We start from the raw sequence: 19,893 nt of genomic DNA on the forward strand, positions 1-19,893 counted from the left end.
GTGACGGCCACGGGCCGGAGCGGCAAGGAAAAAGGCGCCCGGAGGCGCCTTTTTCGGCGAATGCATTGGCGCATCCCTGCACCGCGGCGCGCCGTGCGCATCCCGCACGACAGGCCAACCTTGCTCCCGTAACCGCTTCCTGCGACGCATCCTTGCGCCCGCGAGCTTCCTTGCCGCCGACCGTCGCTCAGCGAGCGACGTTGTAGGTCCAGCCGCGCGTCCAGTCGTCGTTCTGGTCGCGGAAGGCGCCGATGTACGACGTCGGGGTGAACCACGCTTCGGTCGTGTTCTGCGCGCCGCCGTCGATCAGCGGCGAGCCGGCCTTCGGCAGGTAGCCCTGCAGCGCCGGGTCGCCCTTGAGGTTGCCGGCCTGCGCGTTGAAGAACGCCTCGGAGGTCCACGGCGCCGTCGCGTCCTGGCCGAACTGCGGATCGCACGCATACGCCACGTGGTCGATCGTCAGCGTGCCGGTCAGCGCGGTCGGCGTGCCGGCCGCGGCGAACGTCGGCGCGTTGGCCATGTACTGGCAGCCCTTCTTGAAGCCGACGAACACCGAGTTCTTGATGTGGCCGCCGGTGCCTTCCTTGAGGTAGACGCCGTAGCCGCCCTGACCGTTGCCGATCATGGTGAGATTCGCCACGCTGGGGATCGCGCGCGGCAGGGCGTCCTGGTTCGCGTTCTGGTTCGACGCTTCGATGCCGTTGTCTTCGCCGAAGCCAGTGCCGTTCTGCAGCAGCACGTACTGGATGTGGCCGCTGTAGCCTTCGTCCCAGTCGAGACCGTCGTCGCCGCCTTCGGTCACCACGGCATGCTTGACGTTGACCGTGCCGCCGAAGAATTCGAAGCCGTCGTCCTTGCCGCGATAAGCCTGCAGGTGATGCGCCACCGTGCCGTCGCCAACCGACTGGAAAGTGAACGAGTTCACTTCGCGGCCGGTGGTAAAGATGTAACCGGCGTAGCGCGACTGGATGTACGCCAGCACGCCGGAGTTGTCGTGCGCGTTGTTGCCGCCGTAGCGCAGCGTCGGGTCGAACTCGCTGCGGCAGTCGAACGGCGCGGTCAGGCACTTGTTGTTCGGCGCATTGCCGGAGACGACGATGCCGCCCCAGTCGCCGGCCTTGGGCTGGCCGCCCGGAACGCCGTCGAGCGGGCTGGTAAAGATGATCGGCGCGTACGGCGTGCCGTTGGCGAAGATCTTCGAACCCGGTTCGACGTAGAGGTAGTCGGCCGCCTGGCCCGAACCGGTGATCAGCGTGCCCGGTTCGATCGTGAGGTTGACCTTGTTCGCGTTGTCAGTGCCGACCTTGACGAGGCCCTTGAGGACCCACGTCGTTTCGTTCGTGAGCGTCATGTTGCTGGCGATCGTGCCGGTGATCTGGCAGGTGCGCTCGGCCGACGCGACGGGGGTGGAACCGGTCGGGCACGCGGTGAACTTGCGCTTCTGCACGCAGCGGTCGTTGACGGTCGGGATGCCGGCCGACGCGACGTAGTCGCCGCTGGCGACGAGCGTCTGGGTCGAGTTCGGCAGGCCGGTCGCGGCGTTCGGCTTGAGCGCGATCTTGAGTTCGCCGCAAGCCGTCAGTTCGACGTCCATCGTGCCGACGATGTTCGTCTGCACGGCGTTCGGCCAGTTGTCGTCGAAGCGGCCGCCGTTCGGCATCGCCATCGGCACGCCGGTCTTCTTGAATTCGAATTCCTTGACGTCGAAGTTCGTCGTCACCCAGACCTGCTTGCCGGTCTGGTCGTACGCGGCGCCGTACAAGTACAGAATGCCGTCGCCGTTCGGCTTGGCGATGTAGTCGACGACCCAGCCGCGGCCGGCGTGCGCGGCGTCGGCGTACAGACCGTCGATCGCGTCGCTGAAACGCACCGCGGCGTTGGCCGCCGGCATGAGGAACATCGCGGCGAGCGCGCTGCCGAGCACGCTCTTAGTCATCGTCGTCAATCGCATGTCGTGAACCCTGTCTTGGCGGAACGAAAGTCGCTGCGGTCTCGCGGACCGCAACGGCGGTGGTAGACGGCCAAGTTAGCGACGGCGCGTTACCGTACCTGTGCGTTGCGGTTACGCTTTTGCTGCGGTTTCGTGTCCGCCTGAGGTCGGGTTACGGCTTCCACTCGAGGCTGACGAGCACCGAGCGGCCCTTGCGGTATTCGCGCGTTTCTTCCGGCCCCTGCGTGTAGCGCACCTCGGGATCGAGCAGGTTGCGCAGGCGCAGCTTGAACGTCCACGCCGTCGCGAACTGCAGGCGGTACTGGAAGTCGAGCTGGCGGAACGCTTCTTCGTAGATGTCCGGCTGGCCGGCGACGCCGACCGCGGCGATGCGGCGGCCCGACACGTTGTACAGCAGCGTCGCCTCGCTCGAACCGTCGCCCGACTGGTGGCCGAGTTGCAGGTTCGTGACATACGGCGACTGTCCCTGCATCGGCCGGTTGAGATTCGTCTGGAAGCTCGCGCGCTCGGGATCGAGCGTGATGTCCGACTTGATCCGCGCGTAGTTGAAGCCGACGTACCAGTTGGCCCAGTCGCCGTGGATCGAGCGGAAGCCCGGCCAGTCGGCGACGAATTCGAGGCCCTTGGTCACGTCGAATTCGATGCCGTAGTTGCGCGCCGACTGCGCGTTGTCGAGCGTCAGCAGCACGCCGGTGCCCGGCAGGCGCGTCTTTTCGATCGGCGATTCGAATTCTTTGAGGAACGCGCCGACGGAAATGCTCTCGACCGGCGAGAAGTAGTACTCCCAGCGCAGGTCGTAGTTCTTGATGCTCGCGCTTTCAAGTTCCGGATTGCCGACCACCTGCACGTCGAGCAGCGGATCGAGGTACGGGGCCGGCGACAGCTCGCGGAAGTCCGGCCGCGACAGCGTTTCGGAATAGCTCGCACGCAGCTGCGCGTCCGCGCTGTACGCCCACGTGAACGCGGCCGACGGCAGCGTCCTGGACGCATCTTCGCCGGCGACGACCGGCGGCGCCTCGGGATTCGACAGCGAGAACGTCGTGACCTTCTGGTCGTTCTTCTCGCGCCGCGCGCCGACCGCGATGCGGTACTTCGACGCGATGTTCGCATCGAGCGCGACGAAGAACGCGGAAAGATCCTGGCTCGCGAAATAGTTGTCGGTCGGCAGCGTCGTCTCGGAGAGCACGAAGCCGTCGGGGCCGATGTGCGCCGGATCGAGAATCTGATCGAGCGGCAGGCCGAGCAGGTTCGGGTCGCGCGCGAGCGGACCGGCCGCGCTGAACGAGAAGCTGCGGATCGCCGCGTCGCGGTCGCGCTCGACGCGCTCGCCGCCGGCCGACACATCGAGCGTCGAGCCGCCGAGGTCGAACGGCAGCTTCGCCTTGACCGACAGGTCGCGCTGGTGGTCGTCGAGCTGCGCCCAGGTCAGCTGGTTGGAGTCCGAGCGCTGCGAGAACGAGTACGTGCCGTCGTCGTCGAGATCGTAGCGGTACTTGCGCGTGGCCGGCTCGTCGCGCGTGGCGCGCGCCAGCGTGTACTGCCAGTCGAGCGACAGGTCGCCCGCCGACGGAAACAGATGGTTGCCGCCGAACTGCTGCGCGAACAGCTGGTTCTCGGTCCAGCGCAGTTCGGTGAAGCGCGCTTCCTGGTCGTCCTGCACGCCGGTCGACAGTTTCGTGCGGTCTTCGCTCTGGCGCAGCAGCACGCTCGTCGCGTTGAAGCGGTGCTGCGGACTCAGCTCGTAGCCGAGATTCAAAAAAGCGGAAAAATCGACATTGCGGCGCGTGTCGTCGACGGCGAGATGGTCGGCGAGTTCGAGACCCGCGTTCGACGCCTGGAACGTGCGGCGGACCTCCTCGTTGCGATCCCATGCCTGGTTGTAGCGGAATGCGCCGATCACGCCGAACTTGCCGGCGTCGCCGAAATCCCAGCGGTTGCCGATCGCGCCCGAGAGGCCGGTTTCCGGCGTCATCGATTCGCGCGACGTGTCGAAGCCGGCCTTGGCCACGTCTTCGCCGTAGCGCTCGAGCTCCGCCGGCGACGCGCCGGTCGGGTTGAGCGGCGACTGCGGCCGCAGCACGCGACCACCGCTCGTCGCGTCGGCGAGCGAGGCGGGCAGGTCGCGCGAACCGTCGTCGTGGCCGGTCCAGTCGTGATCGCCGCCCGAATAGCGGTAGCCGTCCTTGAACGTCGTGCCTTCCTGCCAGCCCAGCGTGCCCGACAGACGGAAGAAGAACTTCGTCGGCACGTCGCGCGTGCGCAGCTGCACCGCGCCGCCGCCGAATTCGCCGGGCATGTCCGGCGTATAGCCCTTCTGCACGACGACGCCGTCGAGGAGGTCGGTCGGAAACAGGTCGAGCGGCACGACGCGGCGCGTCGGATCGGGACTCGGAATCTGCGCGCCGTTGAGCGTCACGCTCGAATAGCGCTCGCCCAGACCGCGCACGTAGATGAAGCGGCCGTCGACGAGCGTCAGGCCGGTGACGCGCTTCAGCGTCGTCGCAGCATCGGAATCGCCGGTACGCGCGATCTGCTCGGCGCCGAGCGTTTCGGAAACGACCGCCGAGGCGCGCTTTTCGTCGAGATACAGTGCCTGGCCGCCACGCTGGTACGCGCCCTGTACATGCACGCCTTCGAGCTTCTGCGTGTCGTCGCCCGCGGGCGTCGAAGGATCGGGCGCGACGGCATCGGGTGCGATCACATCGGGTGCGATTACATCCGGCGACGCGGCGAGCGGCGACGCGTCGGCGTTGCCGTCGGCCGGCTGCGCGGCGAAGGCGGGACCGTGCAGCGCGGCGGCAAGCAGAACGGACAGGACGGTGCGGCGCAACGGCAGGTGGCTGGTCTTCATCGGATTTCCGGAACGAACGAAGGCGCCGCGCGCGCTGTCGTCGCGCGCCGCGGAGCGGGTTTTCGGGCGGGCCAGCCTAGGCGGTACGGGTTGCGGTTTCGTGACTGCGGCAAGTCAGGGAACGCCGCTTGCGGTCGCGGTTTTCAAGGGTTTTTCAGGCGCTTGACGCGCGGTTATTCACATCGCGGCGACGCTGTGCCCGCCAGTGCGCGCGACCAGGCCAAAAGTCACGACGGCATGTTCCAGAGTGCTGTTTTATCTGCTGATTTTGGCGAGCTCTTCACGCCGTCACGACGCATGTGAAGCGCGTCACAAGCGCCGGCCGCAACGTTGCCCACAAAGTTATCCACAAGCCCGCGCACAGCCCGAGTTTGCTTGACGCTCAAGCCGTTGGTTCGCGGTTCTGTCATCAAACGGAGATACACCGGCCAACCCCGCAGGCGTTAACGAATTGTTGCAGTGCGAAACGCACGCTCGCGGCATGCTTGCTCGCGCGACTACAATCGCGTCCTTTCTTTGCAACGGCCCCACCCGTGAAAGACTTTCTTCGCGACCAGGTGCTGCAGGCGCTCGCCGACCTGCAGCGCAACGGCAGCGTGCCCGAATCGGTCCCCACCGCCTTCGTGATCGAGCGCACGCGCAACAAGGACCACGGCGATTTCGCCGCGAACGCCGCGCTCCTGATGTCCAAGGCCGCGGGCCGGAAGCCGCGCGAACTCGCCGAGGCGCTCGTCGGCGCGCTGCCGGCGTCGCCGGCGATCGCGAAGGTCGAGATCGCGGGCCCGGGTTTCATCAATTTCTTCCTCTCGCCCGAGGCGTACCGCGCGCAGGTGCGCGACGTGCTCGCTCGGGGCGCCGCGTACGGCCGCAACGACGCCGGCGGCGGCAGGAAGGTGCAGATCGAATTCGTGTCGGCGAACCCGACCGGCCCGCTGCACGTCGGCCACGGGCGCGGCGCGGCGGTCGGCGACTGCCTCGCGCGCCTCCTCGAAGCCACCGGCTGGAACGTCAGCCGCGAGTTCTACTACAACGACGCCGGCCAGCAGATCGAAAACCTCACGACGTCGGTACAGCTGCGCGCGAAGGGCGTTGCGCCGGGCGACGCCGGCTGGCCGGAAGACGGCTACCGCGGCGAGTACATCAACGACGTGGCGCAGAGCTATCTCGCCGGCGACACGGTGCATGCCGACGACCGGCACGTGACCGGCGCGAAAGATCCCGACGACCGCGATGCGATCCGCGACTTCGCCGTTGCCTACCTGCGCCACGTGCAGGACGTCGACCTCAAGGCGTTCGGCGTGAACTTCGACGTGTTCTATCTGGAATCGTCGCTGTACACCGAAGGCAAGGTCGAAGAGACCGTCAAGGCGCTCGTCGACGCGGGCCACACCTACGAAGAGGACGGCGCGCTGTGGCTGCGCACGACCGATTTCGGCGACGACAAGGACCGCGTCATGCGCAAGGCGCAGGGCGGCTACACGTATTTCCTGCCCGACATCGCGTACCACAAGACGAAGTGGCAGCGCGGCTACGGCCGCGTGATCAACGAGCAGGGCGCCGATCATCATTCGACCGTCACGCGCGTGCGCGCGGGCCTGCAGGCGCTCGACGCCGGCATTCCGAAAGGCTGGCCCGAGTACGTACTGCACCAGATGGTCACGGTGATGCGCGGCGGCGAGGAAGTGAAGCTCGGAAAGCGCGCCGGCGGCTACGTGACGCTCGGCGATCTCATCGACGAGGTCGGCGCCGACGCGACGCGTTGGTTCCTGACCTCGCGCAAGGCCGATTCGCAGCTGACGTTCGACATCGATGTCGCGCGCGAGCAGTCGAACGACAATCCCGTGTACTACGTGCAGTACGCGCATGCTCGCGTCTGCAGCGTGCGGCGCCAGCTCGGCGAGCGCGGCCTCGAATGGAACCGCGACAACGGCCTGGCGAAGCTCGACCGGCTCGACGCCGCGCACGAACAGGACGTGATGGTCGCGCTGTCGAAGTTCCCGGAGCTCGTCGACGTGGCCGCGACGAACCTCGAGCCGCATCTGGTGGCGACGTATCTGTACGAACTCGCCGCCGCGTTTCACGCCTGGTACAACGCGCACCATTTCATCGTCGACGACGCCGACCTGCGCGACGCGCGGCTCGCGCTGGCCGAAGCCGCGCGCATCGTGCTCGCGAACGGCCTGGACCTCCTCGGCATGGGCGCGCCGGAAAGCATGTAACGACGGCGCCGCGGGCCATCGCGTCCGCGGCGTGAGAGGAAAGCGTGCGAGAGGGCAGGAGCCTTCAGGTCGTCGTCACGACCGATCCGCACAATCACCGCGGCAACGCGAGAACGGAGCGACAGATGGCGGCAAAACGCAAACAGGCGACGCGTACCGGCAACGGCGGCAATCCATGGCCGTTCTGGGTACCGTTCGCGCTCGGCGTGCTGCTCGGCCTCGGCTTCGCGGTCGTCGCGCTGTACAAGGGCTGGGCGCCGATCCTGCGCAAGGCGAACGTGCCGCAGCCGAACCCGGAAGCGACCGCGCCCAAGCCGAGCGAGCCGGCCGTCGCCGACGACGCGAAGAAACCCGCGGCGCCGAAGAAGACCTACGACTTCTATTCGGTGCTGCCGGAAATGGAGGTCGTGATTCCCGACGCCGAGCTCTCGGCCAAGGCGCGCGCCGAACAGCAGCGCCTGCAGAGCGCCGCGACGACGCCCGCACCGAACGCGACGACCGCGCCGGCAACCGTCGCGACCGCGCCGGCCGCCGGTGCGCGCTACGTACTGCAGGCCGGCTCGTATCCCGAAGCGAAAGCCGCCGAAGAAGTGAAGGCCAAGCTCGCGCTGCTCGGTTTCGTCGCGCGCGTGCAGCCGGTCACCGTCAACGGCAAGACGTGGCATCGCGTGCGCGTCGGCCCGTATGCGAGCGCGAGCGACGTCGAAAGCGCCAAGCAGTCGCTCAGCGAGAACGGGGTCAACGCGATCGCGTTGAAGGATTCCGGCCCGGATCAGTAGGCGTTGCGGCGACGACGTCGCAACGCGTAGCCGCCGAACAGCGCAAGCGTCGTCGCCGTCAGCGCGAGAGAAGCGACGCCGAGCGAAGGGATCGGTGTGTCGGCAATCCCTGTGCCGACGACGACGGACGCCGCGATCGGTGCGCAGTCGGAAATGCCGAGACCGATATCCGTGTTGTCGACGCGCAGACGGACCTGTACTGCGTACGTGCCATTCGGCAATGCCTCGAGCGGAATTCTCAACAGCGTGCGTGGCGGCGGTACGCCGATGCCACCCGTATCCTGGGCGATGGCGTCGACGACTAGCGTCGAACCGGAAAGTGCCTGGGTGGACGAATCCAGCGCGTATAGTGCCGGCCCGCCGATCAACGCCGCAAACGGCGTACCGGCGGCCGGGTGCGGTGGGTCGAACACCAGCGAATCCGGCCACGGCTGCAACGGGGCTGCATAAAAGCACTGCGCCGTTGCAACACCGGATTGACACAGCAACAGCAGAGCGATCGTTGCCGGTGCACTGATCCCTGTACGCATTCGTCGCTCTCACTCGGCTGTTTCCCGGTAGACGCGCATATCGCGACGCGCCCCCAAAACAGCAACGGGCTCTGTCGAGCCCGTTGCTGTCATGCCGACGCCGGCACCGACTACTGCTCGAAGCCGTCCTCGAAAATGAAGTCGGACGTCAGCTTGAACACCTGTCCGTTGCCTTGTCCCACGTAGACGTTGCCGGCCTGGTCTTCGCCGAAGCCGTAGATGCCGCTCGACGAAAGACCGGTATCGTTCTGCCCGCCGGCGTCCCAGGTCGGGGTCAGCGTGCTGTCGGCCCACCAGAGCTTGCCGGTGCACGAGTCGCTATAGAAATACGTGCCGCGCATCGGCGCGATCGGACCGCGGAACACGAAGCCGCCGACGACGGCGCAGTCGCCGGCCGCGTGGCTGTACTCGATCACCGGCGCGATCGTCGACGTCGTCGCCGGGCAGTTCGTGCCGGAACCCGACGTCGTGAAGTAGTGGCGGCCCTCGCAGCGGCTCCAGCCGTGGTCGAGCCCGCCCGCGATGCCCGCCGCCTCGACCGTCACTTCCTCGTAGTTGCCCTGACCGACATCGCCGATGATCATGCGGCCGTTGGCGCGATCGAAGCTCCAGCGCCACGGATTGCGAAAGCCGTGCGACCAGATCTCGTCGCAGGTGTTGCTGGTGCCCGTGTGCGGATTGCTCGCCGGAATCGCGTATTCGAGCGGGTTGACGCCGTTCGAGCCGCACATGTCGGCCGTCGCCGTGCCGCCGCGCGTATCGACGTCGATGCGCAGCATCTTGCCGAGGAGGTAGTACTGCGTGCCGCTCGGATTGGTGCCGCAGCTGTTGCGATTGCTGTCCGCCGGCTTCTTCCACAGGCATTCGGCGAAGCCGTGCGGATTGTTCTGCGCGCCGCTGTCGCCGGAAGAAATGTACAAGTATCCGTCCGCCCCGAAGTGGATGTCGCCGCCGTTGTGATTGCCGGCGAGATCCGGGATGCGAAGAACGATCGTACCGTTCGTGTCGGCGACGTCCGAATCCGGGGTCGGCACGGTGTAGCGCGCGACGACCTGGTCCGGCGACGTGCCGAGCCGCTCGTCGGCGGCCGGGCGGGTGTAAAAAATATAGAACTCGGTATTGTGCGCCAGATCCGGCTTGCCGAAGTTCGGGTGGAACGCAAGACCGAGCAGGCCGCTTTCGCTGCTCGTCGTGACGGCGCGCGTCAGGAACGGCGTCGTGAGCAGCGTGCCGTTCTTGACGACGCGGATCGTGCCGCCCTTCTGCACGATGAAAACGCGATTGCTGCCGTCGTTCGGCGCGCGGATCGCGACCGGCGTCGAGAACGTCGTCGACGCGTTCGGAAAACGCGTCATGGCGAGATCGGGCGGCGGCGCCGCCATCGCGTTCAGGGCCAGCGCGGCGAGGCCCGTCCCCGCCAACCACTTGATGATGCGCATCTTCGTTCCCTCCGAGTGATAAACCGAGTGTGCGCCCGCGATCGCGTCGCCAGCCAGCGCGGCAATGTGCCGGCTACTGTTCGAAACCGTCCTCGAAGATGAGGTCGGAACCGAGGGCCGACGTCAGTACGAACACCGTGCCGTTGCCCTTGCCGATGTAGAGGTTGCCGGCCTCGTCTTCGCCGAAGCCGTAGATGCCGCCGCTCGTATTGACGCCGCTGTCGTTGAGGCCGCCGGCGTCCCAGACGCCCGGCAGCGTGCTGTCGGCCCAGCGCACCTTGCCGCCGCACGAGTCGCTGTAGAAATACGTGCCGCGCATCATCACGATCGGTCCGCGATAGACGAAACCGCCGACCACGGCGCAGTCGGCCGTGTGGTCGTATTCGATCACGGGTGCGACGGTGGACGTCGTGGCCGGACAGTTCGTGCCGGATCCCGACGTCGTGAAGTAGTGGCGCCCTTCGCAGCGGCTCCAGCCGTAGTCGAGACCGCCCGGTCCGCCCGGCGCTTCGACCGACACTTCTTCGTAGTTGCCCTGCCCGACGTCGCCGATGATCATGCGGCCGTTCGCGCGATCGAAGCTCCAGCGCCACGGATTGCGAAAGCCGTGCGACCAGATCTCGTCGCAGGTGTTGCTGGTGCCCGTGTGCGGATTGCTCGGCGGAATCGAGTACTCCGCCGGCGCGATGCCGTTCGAGCCGCACATGTCGGCCGTCACCGCGCCGCCGCGGTTGTCGACGTCGATGCGCAGCATCTTGCCGAGCAGGTAGTACTGCGTGCCGTTCGGGTTGGTGCCGCAGGTGTTGCGGTTGTTGTCGGCCGGCTTCTTCCACAGGCATTCGGCAAAGCCGTGCGGATTGTTCTGCGCGCCGCTGTCGCCGGACGAAATGTACAGATATCCATCGGTACCGAAGTGGATGTCGCCGCCGTTGTGGTTGTCGGCAAGGTCGGGCAGGCGCAGCACGATCGTACCGTTGGTGTTGGCGATATCGGGGTTCGACGAAACCGTGTAGCGCATCACCACCTGGTCGGGCGAGGTGCCCAGGCGCGGATCGCCCGAGGGGCGCGTCTTGAAGATGTAGAACTCGTCGTTGTGCGGCAGGTCCGGCTTGCCGTAGTTCGGGTGGAACGCAAGGCCCAGCAGGCCGCTTTCGCTGCCGTTCAGGATCGTGGGAACGGTCAGGAACGGCGTCGCGAGCGGTACGCCGTTCTTGACGATGCTGATGACGCCGCCGCCCTGGCCCGTATTGCCCTTCTGTACGATGAAGACGCGACCGCTGCCGTCGTGCGGCGCGCGTATCGCCACCGGCGTCGGATACGACGTCGACGAATTCGGAAAACGCGTCATCGCCAGATCCGGCGGCAACGCCGCCGTCGCGCTCAGCGCCAGCGCGGCGAGACCCGCGCCGGCAAACAGCTTGTTCAATCGCATGAATCCATACTCCGCACGGGAAGGATGCAAGTCTGCGCCCGCGCGCGGCGGCGTTGCCAGCGCGTTCGCGTCGCCGCGTGACACGCCGCACAAAGCCTCAGACGCGCGGTCGTTTCAGGCGGATCAGCGCGGAGATGTCGTCGTCGGCGTAGCCTTGGCGCATCAGCTCCGCATAGTCTGCGATCGACCGGTCGATGACGGTGCGGTCGGTGCCGGCGTTTCGTGCAAGGCCCTGTACGATCAGCAGGTCCTTGTGCAGCAGACCCAGCTTGAAGCCGACGCTGAACTCGTTGCGCAGCAGCGTCGCTCCGCGCTTGTCGAGAAACCAGTTGCCGGCGGCGCCGGCGCCGAGCGTCGGCAGCAGCGTCGCGGGATCGAGGCCCAGCGCTTCGGCGAGCGCGAGCCCTTCGGTCACCGCATGGGCGATGCCGGCGATGAGCACCTGGTTGACCGCCTTCGTGTTCTGGCCGGCGCCGACATCGCCCATGTGACTGATGCGCGCGCCGTAGGCTTCCAGCACCGGCCGCGCGCGTTCGAGCGCCGCCGCGTCGCCGCCCACCATGATCGACAGCTTGCCGTTCTTCGCGCCCTCGACGCCGCCGGAGACCGGCGCGTCGAGAAAGTCGCCGCCGGCCGCGCGCATGATCAGCGCGGCTTCCTGCGCGGTCGGCGACGACACGGTCGAGTGATCGACGACGATCGTGCCGGGCGCGGCGCCCTGCGCGATCTGTCGCGTCACCGCCAGCACGTCGTCGTCGCCCGTGACGCACAGCGCGATCACATCGCACTGCGCGGCGAGTTCGGCGTAGCTCGCAGGCGCGGCAACGCCCAGTTCCTGCGCGAGTTCCGTCGCCTTGGCCGCGCTGCGGTTGCCGACCGCGGCCAGCAGCCCCGCGCGCGCCAGGTGCCCGGCCATCGGCCGGCCCATCGCGCCGAGGCCGATAAATCCCGCTCGTATCGTATTCATGCGTACTCCGCTGCGGCTGCCGTCCGGCTAGCCGTTTATCTGTCCGGCCGCCCAGACGGCCAGACGCTCGCGGCCGATCTTCGCGTTGTGGCGGATATCGACCGGAAAGCCCGGGTGGAAAAGAAAATGCGCGATGCCACGCGTATGCGCATAGCGGCGCGCGAGGTTGCGCGCCTCGGCGTCGATGCGTTCGCGCGCATTGTCGCCGGCGTCGGCGTCGAGTTCGAGACACAGCACCGGCACCTGTGCGCCCGCCGCGCCGACGCCGACCAGCGCGCTGCGGCGCACGCCCGCGATCGTGTTGAAGATCGGCTCGGCCTGCTCGGTGTACAGATCGCCGCCGGCCGCGCGCACGCGCTGCGTCTTGCGACCGCAGAACCACAGCCGGCCGGACGTGTCGAACCAGCCCAGGTCGCCCATGCGATGCACGATGCGGGCGCCGTCGGCGATCTTCGCCGCGGCGGTCGCCGCGTCGCGTGCGTGGTAGCGCTCGGTCGTCGTCGGACCGGCCACCGTGATCTCGCCGACCTCGCCGGCGGCCAGTTGGCGCACCTGCGACCAGTCGGCGATCGGCGCGTCGTCGATCGCGATGATGCGCACGGTATTCGCCGCGAGCGGCCGGCCGACGCAGGTGCCGGCGCCGGATTCGGTCGCCTGGCGCGTTTCCGACAGCAGCTCGCGGCTTTCGACGACGGCCAGCGGCAGGCATTCGGTCGCGCCGTACGGCGTATAGATGCGCGCGGCGTCGTCGAGGCAGCGGCGCAACCGCGCGAGCACGGCCTGCGGCACCGGCGCGCCGGCGGAAATCACGATGCGCAAGCTGCCGAGCACGACGCCGTGGCGCTCGCAATGGCGCGACAGCGTGTCGAGCAGCGCCGGCGACCCGAACAGCATGTCGACGCCGTAGCGCTCGATCGCCGCGATCAGCTTGCGCGGATCGGCCGATGCCGGGCGCGTGGGGTCCATGTCGGGTATCACCGACGTCGAACCGAGCGCCGGGTCGAACAGCGCGAACGGCGGAAACGTCGGCATGTTGACGCGGCCCGGCGCTATCGCGAACGCCTCGCGCAGGAGGTCCACCTGCGCCAGAAAATGCCGGTGCCGGTATTCGACGCCTTTCGGCACGCCGGTCGAGCCCGACGTGAACAGGATCGCCGCGAGTTCGTCCGCGCGCGTCGCGGCCGGCGCGAAACCGTCGGGCGACGTTTCGGCGCGCAGCGCGTCGAGCGTGCGTCCGCCCCAGCCGAACCGGCTGCCGACGCTGACGACGATGCGCACCGAACGGCGCGCCCAGCCGAGCACGAGCCGCGCGACGTGGGCGAGCGCGATACCGACGAACGCCTCGGGCGCCGCTTCGGCGAGGCATTGTTTGAGCGCGCGGCGATCGATGCCCGGATCGATCAGCACCGGCACCGCGCCGAGCTTGAACAGCGCATACATCAGCACGAACAGCTCGCGACCCGGCCGCACCATCAGCGCGGTCTTCATGCCGCGCGCGATGCCGGCGCGCGTCAGCGCGGCGGCGGCGTGGTCGCTCGCGCGATCGAGCTGCGCGTAGGTGAATTCGGCGTACCCGGGCAGGCCGTCGGCTTGCGCGCGGCCGACCGGAATGCGCAGCGCGACCGCGTCGGGCTGCGCGCGGGCGCTCGCCGTGAGCGCGCTCGCGATGTTCGCGATGTCGTCCACGGCTACGTTCCCGCCGCGCGGCGGCGATACGCCAGGCGCAGCGTGACAAGAAGCATCGCGAGCGACAGCACGGTCCACACTACGGCCCAGACGACGGCGGGCACGCCGGTCGCCTGGGCCATGCTCAGCGCGTCGGTCTGCACGTTGGTCGCCGTGGACAGGCGCAGCACGGTGAACAGGCTGTTGAAGCCGTCGAGCACGAGCTGCAGCGCGAGCACGAGCAACAGCACGTCGGACCACGGCGAGCGCAGGCGCCGGCCCGCGACGACGAGCGCGGCGGCGATCGCAAGGCCGGTCGCGATGCCGAACAGGTTGCGCACGAACAACAGGCACAGGAGGCCCAGCAGCACGCCGAGCGCGGTCAGCAGCGTGCGCGCCGACAGGCCGCGCGCGGCGAGGAGGATCAGCACGCCGCCGAATACCGCGCTGCCGACGTAACCGGCGCTCGCGATGACGAAGCGGATGCCGCCGCTCGACCAGGCGAGGCCCGACAGGTCCGGCGATACCGTGAAGCGCTCGAAGTGTCCGCCGGTCGCGAGCGCGGCGAGGCCGTGGCCGAGCTCGTGCACGAACGTGCCGAACAGGCGAAACGGATAGACGACGAACCCGAAATACGGGATCTGCCACAACACGAGCAGTGCGAGCGTCAGCACGGCGAGGCCGACGAGTTCGCTCACGCGCCAACCGTCCGAGAAACCGCTCATGGATCAGCTCCGGTCGAGAAACGTCCTGATGGCCGGCACGAGCCGCTCGTGCGCGTCTTCGAGCACATAGTGCCCGGCATCGTCGCAGGCGTGAACCTCGGCGGCCGGAAAGCGCCGGCGCCATTCGGCGAGAAACGCCGCGTCGAACACGAAATCCTTCAGGCCCCAGCCGAGCAGCATCGGCCGGTCGGCGAACTGGCCGAGCGCGCGGCCGGTCGCTTCCACGAGCGGCCAGGCGCGGTCGCCCGGGCCGAGCGGAATGTCCTGCACGAAGCGCAATGTCGCGAGCCGGTTCGCCGGCGTGTCGTACGGCGACACCAGCGCGGCGGCGACGGCCGGATCGAGCCGGCGCGTCACGCCCCAGCGCGCCGCGCCGCGCGCGAACGCGTTGTGTTTGAGAATCAGCCATTCGCCGAGCTTCGAATCGCGGCCGAGCTTCAGCGCCGCCGGCAATCGCTGATCCTTCGGATTCGGAAAGCCCGCGGTATTCGTCACGACGAGCCGCGCGACGCGTTCGGGCCGGCGGCACGCCCAGGCGGTGCCGATCATGCCGCCCCAGTCGTGCAGCACGAGCGTCCAGCCGCGCGCGGGCAGCCCGCGGTCGGCGACGAGGCGTTCGATCAGCGCATCGAGATCGTCCACGCGCGACTGCAGCGTGTACGCGTACCGGCTGTCATCGGGCTTGTCGGACCAGCCCATGCCGATGTGGTCGGGCACGATGCAGCGATACGTGTCGCGCAGGCCGAGCACGAGACGCCGCCAGTAGTACGACCACGACGGATTGCCGTGCAGCATCAGCACCGGAGCGCCGTCGCGCGGACCTTCGTCGAGATAGTGCTGGACGAGGCCGGAGGCGTGCGTGTGGCGATTCGAGGCGAACGGGTAGTCGGGAAGTGTGGTCATCGGGTCGTCTGCTTGCGCGCGTTTCGCGAATGGCTCATAGCGGCGTCGTTCCTTCGTTCAATATCTCAAGGTATGCCTGATATGCGAACACGCGGTTGCGGCGTTGACCGGTCAACTCGTTGACGATACCGAGATCGGCGAGCGACGCAATCGCGTCGCGTATCGCCGGTGTCGACAGATGCAGCGATTTCTCCAACTGCGGGACCGTCGAAAGCACTTGACGCGTCAGCACGTCGAACACCGCGCTCGCGCTGCCGGCTCGTCGCCCCAATAGCGCGATGCGCTTGCGATCAGCCTCGAGCAACGCCACGAGTCGCCGCGCGGTCTCGACGGCCTGCGTCGCGGTTTCGGCGATGCCCGCGAGGAAGAACGCAAGCCAGCCTTCCCAGTCTCCATCGGTCCGCACGGCGTTGAGGCGTTCGTAGTACTCGGCGCGATGCCGCTTGAAATAGAGACTCAGGTACAGCGAAGGCTCCTGCAGCACCCCGTCGGCACACAGCAGGATCGCGATCAACAACCGACCCAGCCGCCCGTTGCCGTCGCTGAACGGATGGATCGTTTCGAACTGCACATGCGCGAGCCCCGCCTTGATCAGCGGGGAAGCGATATCGGTTCCCGCATGCAGGAATCGCTCGAACGCCGCGAGGCATTCGTCGAGCGCGTCGGGCGGCGGCGGCACGAAATTCGCGAGCGCCGGGGTCGCGCCGCCGATCCACACTTGCTCGCGACGAAACTCGCCGGGCCGCTTGTTCTCGCCGCGACCGCCGCGCAGCAGCCGCTCGTGGATTTCGCGCAACAGGCGCAGCGATATCGGGAACCCGTCCTCGCGCAGCCGACGCAAGCCGTGCCTCAATGCGGCGACGTAGTTGGAAACCTCTTCGACGTCGTCGATCGGCACACCGGGCGCTTCGTCGATTTCATACAGCAGGAGGTCGGACAACGACGATTGCGTGCCCTCGATCTGGGACGAAAGCAACGCTTCCCGACGCACGTACTGATACAGAAACAGCGTCGGGTCCGGCAGCAGCAGCGTTATGCCATCGAGCCGACCCAACGCCTGATCGGCCCGCTCCTTGCGCACGATGAGATCGGTGGACATGAGATCCAGCGGCGGGTCGGGCGGCAGCGCATCGGGAATGAACGCCCGGTAGCGGCTGCCGCCGAGCGCGCCGGGAACGAATCGGCCGGTGGATCGAGGCATCGTCGCCTTCCTAAGACGCAGAAATCGCGATCTTAAGAAGAATTCGAGCCAAAAGTCTTCTTAAGAACGAAGAAAACGAATTTTAGGAAGAATTCGGCCGCTTAGTCTTCTTACCAGACCACCTCGGCCATCGAGCAGTTCAGCCCCGAGCCGATGCCGAGCAGTGCGATGCGCTTGCCTTTCTGCAGACGGCCCATTTCCTTGAGCTTGGACAGCACGATCGGCACCGACGCCGGGCCGACGTTGCCGTGCTCGGGAAAGATCGCGTGCACCTTCTCCGGGTCGATGCCGAGCAGCTTGCAGAATTCCTCGGTGTGCACGCGGCTGATCTGGTGGATCACGAACTCGTCGAGTTCGTCGATGACCCAGCCGAGCGCGGCGCGCGCGGCCTGGAACGTCTTCGCCGCGAGCTTGAGGCCTTCGATCAGCAGGCTGCGCGTGTCGGTGATCATGCGGTCGAGGTTGCCGCGGCATAGGTGCGAAAACTCGGTCGCGGCGCGCGTGACGGAACCCAGGAACGGATGCCCGTCCGGCAGCAGCTCGCTGCGGCCGAGCACCATCGCGGCGGCGCCCGAACCGAGCGTCAGCGACGCGAACTCGCCGCGGAACGCCACCTCGTCGATGTCCGGCGCGAGCATGCGTTCGATCGTCTTTTCGGTGATGAGGTTCGACGTTTCGCCGTCGACGACCAGCGCGTATTCGATGTCGCCGCGCTCGATCATGCGCGCGGCGATGTCCATGCCGTTCAGGAACGCGAGGCACGCGTTGCCGACGTCGAAGTTCTGGCAGGTGTCGGCGAGACCGAGATTGCCGTGAACGATGCTCGCGGTCGACGGCTCCAGGTAGTCGCGGCAGACCGACGTGTTGATCAGGATGCCGATCTTCTCGTGCGATACGCCCGATTCGGCCAGCGCCTTCTGCGCGGCCGCGGTGGCGGCTTCCGACGGCATCGTCGGCTTGTCCCAGATGCGGCGCGCGTGGATGCCGGCGACGTCTTCGAGCACGTTGTCGCGGATGCCGAGCCGCAGCATCGTCGGCTTCAGGCGTTCGACCAGTTCGGCGGAGGAAAGGCGAACCGGCGCGTCGATGTGAGCGACGCTGGCGATGGCGACGTGCTTATAGAGCATGGCTGGCTTTCGGCTGGGAAAGCGGCAAGGCTAGCGGTTCCGGGCCGGGCGTACAAACCAGGGCACCCCTGCGGTCAGATCTCGACCGGCCGCGCGCAGCCCTCGACCCGGTCGCGCCCCATCGCCTTGGCGCGGTACATGGCAGCGTCCGCCGCGGCCAGCAGCAGGTCGACCGGAACGGCCGGGCCGCAATGCACGCACCAGCCGATGCTGACGGTGATGCGGATGTCGGTTTCCGGCGCGATGTCGGCCATCGCCGCACGCGCCGTCTCGAACCGGCGCGCGGCGTCGCGCGCCGGTTTGCCGTCGAGCACGACCAGAAACTCCTCGCCGCCGATGCGCGCGACGACGACGGCGTCGGCGAGCGTGCGCTCGAGCGTGTCGGCGACCGCGCAGAGCACGGAGTCGCCGGCCTGATGGCCCCAGGTGTCGTTGATGCGCTTGAAGTGATCGACGTCGACGAGGCCGATCGCGACGAGGTCGGTGTCGCGCGCGAGCGCCAGCACCTGGCGCAGCCGCTCCAGCCCGCGCGAGCGGTTCGCGATGCCGGTCAGGGGGTCGGTCGTCGCGCTCGCGTAGAGCTGCGCGTTCGCTTCGGCGAGGCGTTTGCGCTCGTTCTCGCCGCGGCGCTCGCGTTCGGCCAGAAAGCGGTTGCGCACGAGGCTGCGCCGATACCGCCACGCGACGAGCGCCAGCATCGCGCCCAGGCTCGTGGCGACGAGCGCCCAGATGCCGCGCTGGTAGCGGTCGCGGTCGCGCCGCGCCCGGACGATTTCCCGTTCGCTTTCGAGCAGGCGTATGCGGTCGGCGTCGCGCTGCGCGCGGAACTCTTCGAACAGCGCGCCGACGCGCCGCGTAACGTGGACCCCGAGCAGCCGTTCGCGCAGTCGCAGCCGCTGCGCTTCGTGCCGCAGCGCCGCCTGCGGGTCGCCGGCCGCCGCGTAGAGCGCCTGCAGCAGGCCGTGCGCCTTGGCCTGGCGATGCGGATTGTCGATCGCGACGTAGGCGGCGAGCGAGCGCTGCGCAAGGTCGATCGCGGCACGCGTATCGCCGCGCGCCGCCGCGACTTCGGCGAGACGGAACTGCACATGCGCCTTGCTCGCGCGCTGGCCGAGGCGATCGGCTTCGTCGAGCAGCGGTTCGAGCACACGCTGCGCCTCGTCGATGCGGCCGAGCAAGAGCAGCGCACGGCCCTGGTGAAAGCGCGCGTCGAGCATCCCGGGCCGGTTGCCGAGCCGGCGTTGCCGCTCGTACGCGTCCTGCGCCAGCGTATACGCGGTCGGCGCGTACGCGGCGCCGCTGTCGTTGAGCAGGCCGGCCATCGACACCTGCGCCGACGCGCGGTCGAGCGGATCGGCCGAGCCGGTCGACGCGGCAAGCCCGCGCGCCTGGTAGTCGCGCGCGCGATCGAGGTCCTCGAGCTGTTCGTACAATGCCGCAAGATTGATATAGGAACTATGCAGCTTCGCGTTTTCGCCGAGCGCGCCGCGCAGCGCGAGCGCGGCGGTTTCGGCCTCGAGCGCCTCGTAGTAGTCGCCGAGGTTCTTGCGCACGAGCGCGAGGCCCGACCACGCCTGCGCCTGGCCCAGGCGATCGCCGTAGCGCCGTGCCAGTGCGATCGTGTCGCGATACGCGGCTTCGGCCGCCGGCAGATCGCCGCCGCGGCGTACGAGCTGGGCGAGCGCGAGCCTGGCGTCGATCTCGTCGCGCGGCGCGACGCCAAGCGCGAGGTCGCGACGCGTGCGCTGCAGCTGCGCCGCGAGCATCGGCTGCCCGGCGAGCGCGGCCGCGGCACCGGCATTGCCGAGACAGCGCAGGCGCAATTCGAAGCGATCGTCGAGCGCGGCAAGCTCCGCGCAGGCCTGCCAGGCCCGGCTCGCGGCGGCGGACCGGCCGGCCGCGCGCAGCGCGAAGCCGGCCGAGTCGGCCAGCGGCGCGGACACCGTCGGCGGCAGCATGGCCAGCTCCGGCGGACGCCGCGCGAACGCCGGCGTCGGCGCGAACACCGAGCACAGCAACAGCAGCAGCGCTCCCTGACCTCGCGGCGGTCGCGCCAGCAGTACCGTAGTGCTCGCTGCGACAGAACCCTTCACGCGCAGACTGC

The 19,893-nt window shown here is 68.1% G+C and carries 14 protein-coding genes; 2 read left to right on the forward strand and 12 right to left on the reverse strand.

The features are described from left to right. Positions 1-187 precede the first annotated feature (187 nt). Both OD750_RS16585 and OD750_RS16590 read right to left on the reverse strand, forming a co-directional pair. Positions 188-1,936, reverse strand: coding sequence for a hypothetical protein (locus OD750_RS16585; RefSeq protein ID WP_272842016.1), 1,749 nt, complete (start codon positions 1,934-1,936; stop codon positions 188-190). A gap of 166 nt (positions 1,937-2,102) precedes the next feature. After that, positions 2,103-4,802 (reverse strand): TonB-dependent receptor domain-containing protein, encoded by a 2,700-nt coding sequence (locus OD750_RS16590; RefSeq protein WP_263541804.1) that lies wholly within the window; start codon positions 4,800-4,802, stop codon positions 2,103-2,105. Positions 4,803-5,335: 533 nt separating this feature from the next. Between OD750_RS16590 and argS the strand changes: the two genes are divergently transcribed. Both argS and OD750_RS16600 read left to right on the forward strand, forming a co-directional pair. Next, positions 5,336-7,021: an arginine--tRNA ligase gene (gene argS / locus OD750_RS16595; protein WP_263541805.1), complete on the forward strand. Its 1,686-nt coding sequence runs from the start codon at positions 5,336-5,338 to the stop codon at positions 7,019-7,021. Positions 7,022-7,146: 125 nt separating this feature from the next. Beyond that, a complete protein-coding gene (locus OD750_RS16600; protein ID WP_263541806.1) occupies positions 7,147-7,800 on the forward strand; it encodes an SPOR domain-containing protein in 654 nt (217 codons plus the stop codon). Here OD750_RS16600 and OD750_RS16605 read toward each other — a convergent pair. The 10 genes from OD750_RS16605 to OD750_RS16650 form a co-directional block, all read right to left on the reverse strand. Then, positions 7,794-8,330, reverse strand: coding sequence for a hypothetical protein (locus tag OD750_RS16605; RefSeq protein ID WP_263541807.1), 537 nt, complete (start codon positions 8,328-8,330; stop codon positions 7,794-7,796). The genes OD750_RS16600 and OD750_RS16605 overlap by 7 nt on opposite strands. 110 nt (positions 8,331-8,440) lie before the next feature. Beyond that, positions 8,441-9,769, reverse strand: coding sequence for a PQQ-dependent sugar dehydrogenase (locus tag OD750_RS16610; protein ID WP_263541808.1), 1,329 nt, complete (start codon positions 9,767-9,769; stop codon positions 8,441-8,443). Between the two features lie 73 nt (positions 9,770-9,842). After that, positions 9,843-11,201 carry a PQQ-dependent sugar dehydrogenase gene (locus OD750_RS16615; protein WP_263541809.1) on the reverse strand — a complete coding sequence of 453 codons (1,359 nt, stop codon included), beginning with the start codon at positions 11,199-11,201 and terminating at the stop codon, positions 9,843-9,845. A 97-nt stretch (positions 11,202-11,298) separates the two neighbouring features. After that, positions 11,299-12,168 (reverse strand): NAD(P)-dependent oxidoreductase, encoded by an 870-nt coding sequence (locus OD750_RS16620; RefSeq protein ID WP_263541810.1) that lies wholly within the window; start codon positions 12,166-12,168, stop codon positions 11,299-11,301. A gap of 27 nt (positions 12,169-12,195) precedes the next feature. Continuing rightward, complete coding sequence (locus tag OD750_RS16625; protein ID WP_263541811.1) at positions 12,196-13,854, reverse strand: fatty acid CoA ligase family protein; 1,659 nt, start codon at positions 13,852-13,854, stop codon at positions 12,196-12,198. Positions 13,855-13,856: 2 nt separating this feature from the next. Next, positions 13,857-14,558 (reverse strand): M50 family metallopeptidase, encoded by a 702-nt coding sequence (locus OD750_RS16630; RefSeq protein ID WP_263541812.1) that lies wholly within the window; start codon positions 14,556-14,558, stop codon positions 13,857-13,859. A 3-nt stretch (positions 14,559-14,561) separates the two neighbouring features. Further along, positions 14,562-15,461 carry an alpha/beta fold hydrolase gene (locus OD750_RS16635; RefSeq protein WP_263541813.1) on the reverse strand — a complete coding sequence of 300 codons (900 nt, stop codon included), beginning with the start codon at positions 15,459-15,461 and terminating at the stop codon, positions 14,562-14,564. A gap of 34 nt (positions 15,462-15,495) precedes the next feature. Continuing rightward, entirely contained in the window at positions 15,496-16,662 is a 1,167-nt protein-coding gene (locus OD750_RS16640) for a Fic family protein (RefSeq protein ID WP_263541814.1), read from the reverse strand. A 110-nt stretch (positions 16,663-16,772) separates the two neighbouring features. Beyond that, positions 16,773-17,789 carry a 3-oxoacyl-ACP synthase III gene (locus OD750_RS16645; RefSeq protein WP_263541815.1) on the reverse strand — a complete coding sequence of 339 codons (1,017 nt, stop codon included), beginning with the start codon at positions 17,787-17,789 and terminating at the stop codon, positions 16,773-16,775. Positions 17,790-17,863: 74 nt separating this feature from the next. After that, the gene (locus OD750_RS16650; RefSeq protein ID WP_263541816.1) at positions 17,864-19,882 is read right to left on the reverse strand and encodes a GGDEF domain-containing protein; all 2,019 of its coding nucleotides are present in this window, start codon (positions 19,880-19,882) and stop codon (positions 17,864-17,866) included. Positions 19,883-19,893: the final 11 nt, after the last annotated feature.

This window comes from Tahibacter soli (genome assembly GCF_025717065.2).
Lineage (GTDB): Bacteria > Pseudomonadota > Gammaproteobacteria > Xanthomonadales > Rhodanobacteraceae > Tahibacter > Tahibacter soli.

Bases quoted from the DNA above. Each gene is read 5' to 3' on its own strand.
- OD750_RS16585 (WP_272842016.1), bottom strand. From the start codon at position 1,936: ATGACTAAGAGCGTGCTCGGCAGCGCGCTCGCCGCGATGTTCCTCATG.
- OD750_RS16590 (WP_263541804.1), bottom strand. From the start codon at position 4,802: ATGAAGACCAGCCACCTGCCGTTGCGCCGCACCGTCCTGTCCGTTCTG.
- OD750_RS16600 (WP_263541806.1), top strand. From the start codon at position 7,147: ATGGCGGCAAAACGCAAACAGGCGACGCGTACCGGCAACGGCGGCAAT.
- OD750_RS16605 (WP_263541807.1), bottom strand. From the start codon at position 8,330: ATGCGTACAGGGATCAGTGCACCGGCAACGATCGCTCTGCTGTTGCTG.
- OD750_RS16610 (WP_263541808.1), bottom strand. From the start codon at position 9,769: ATGCGCATCATCAAGTGGTTGGCGGGGACGGGCCTCGCCGCGCTGGCC.
- OD750_RS16615 (WP_263541809.1), bottom strand. From the start codon at position 11,201: ATGCGATTGAACAAGCTGTTTGCCGGCGCGGGTCTCGCCGCGCTGGCG.
- OD750_RS16620 (WP_263541810.1), bottom strand. From the start codon at position 12,168: ATGAATACGATACGAGCGGGATTTATCGGCCTCGGCGCGATGGGCCGG.
- OD750_RS16630 (WP_263541812.1), bottom strand. From the start codon at position 14,558: ATGAGCGGTTTCTCGGACGGTTGGCGCGTGAGCGAACTCGTCGGCCTC.
- OD750_RS16635 (WP_263541813.1), bottom strand. From the start codon at position 15,461: ATGACCACACTTCCCGACTACCCGTTCGCCTCGAATCGCCACACGCAC.
- OD750_RS16640 (WP_263541814.1), bottom strand. From the start codon at position 16,662: ATGCCTCGATCCACCGGCCGATTCGTTCCCGGCGCGCTCGGCGGCAGC.
- OD750_RS16645 (WP_263541815.1), bottom strand. From the start codon at position 17,789: ATGCTCTATAAGCACGTCGCCATCGCCAGCGTCGCTCACATCGACGCG.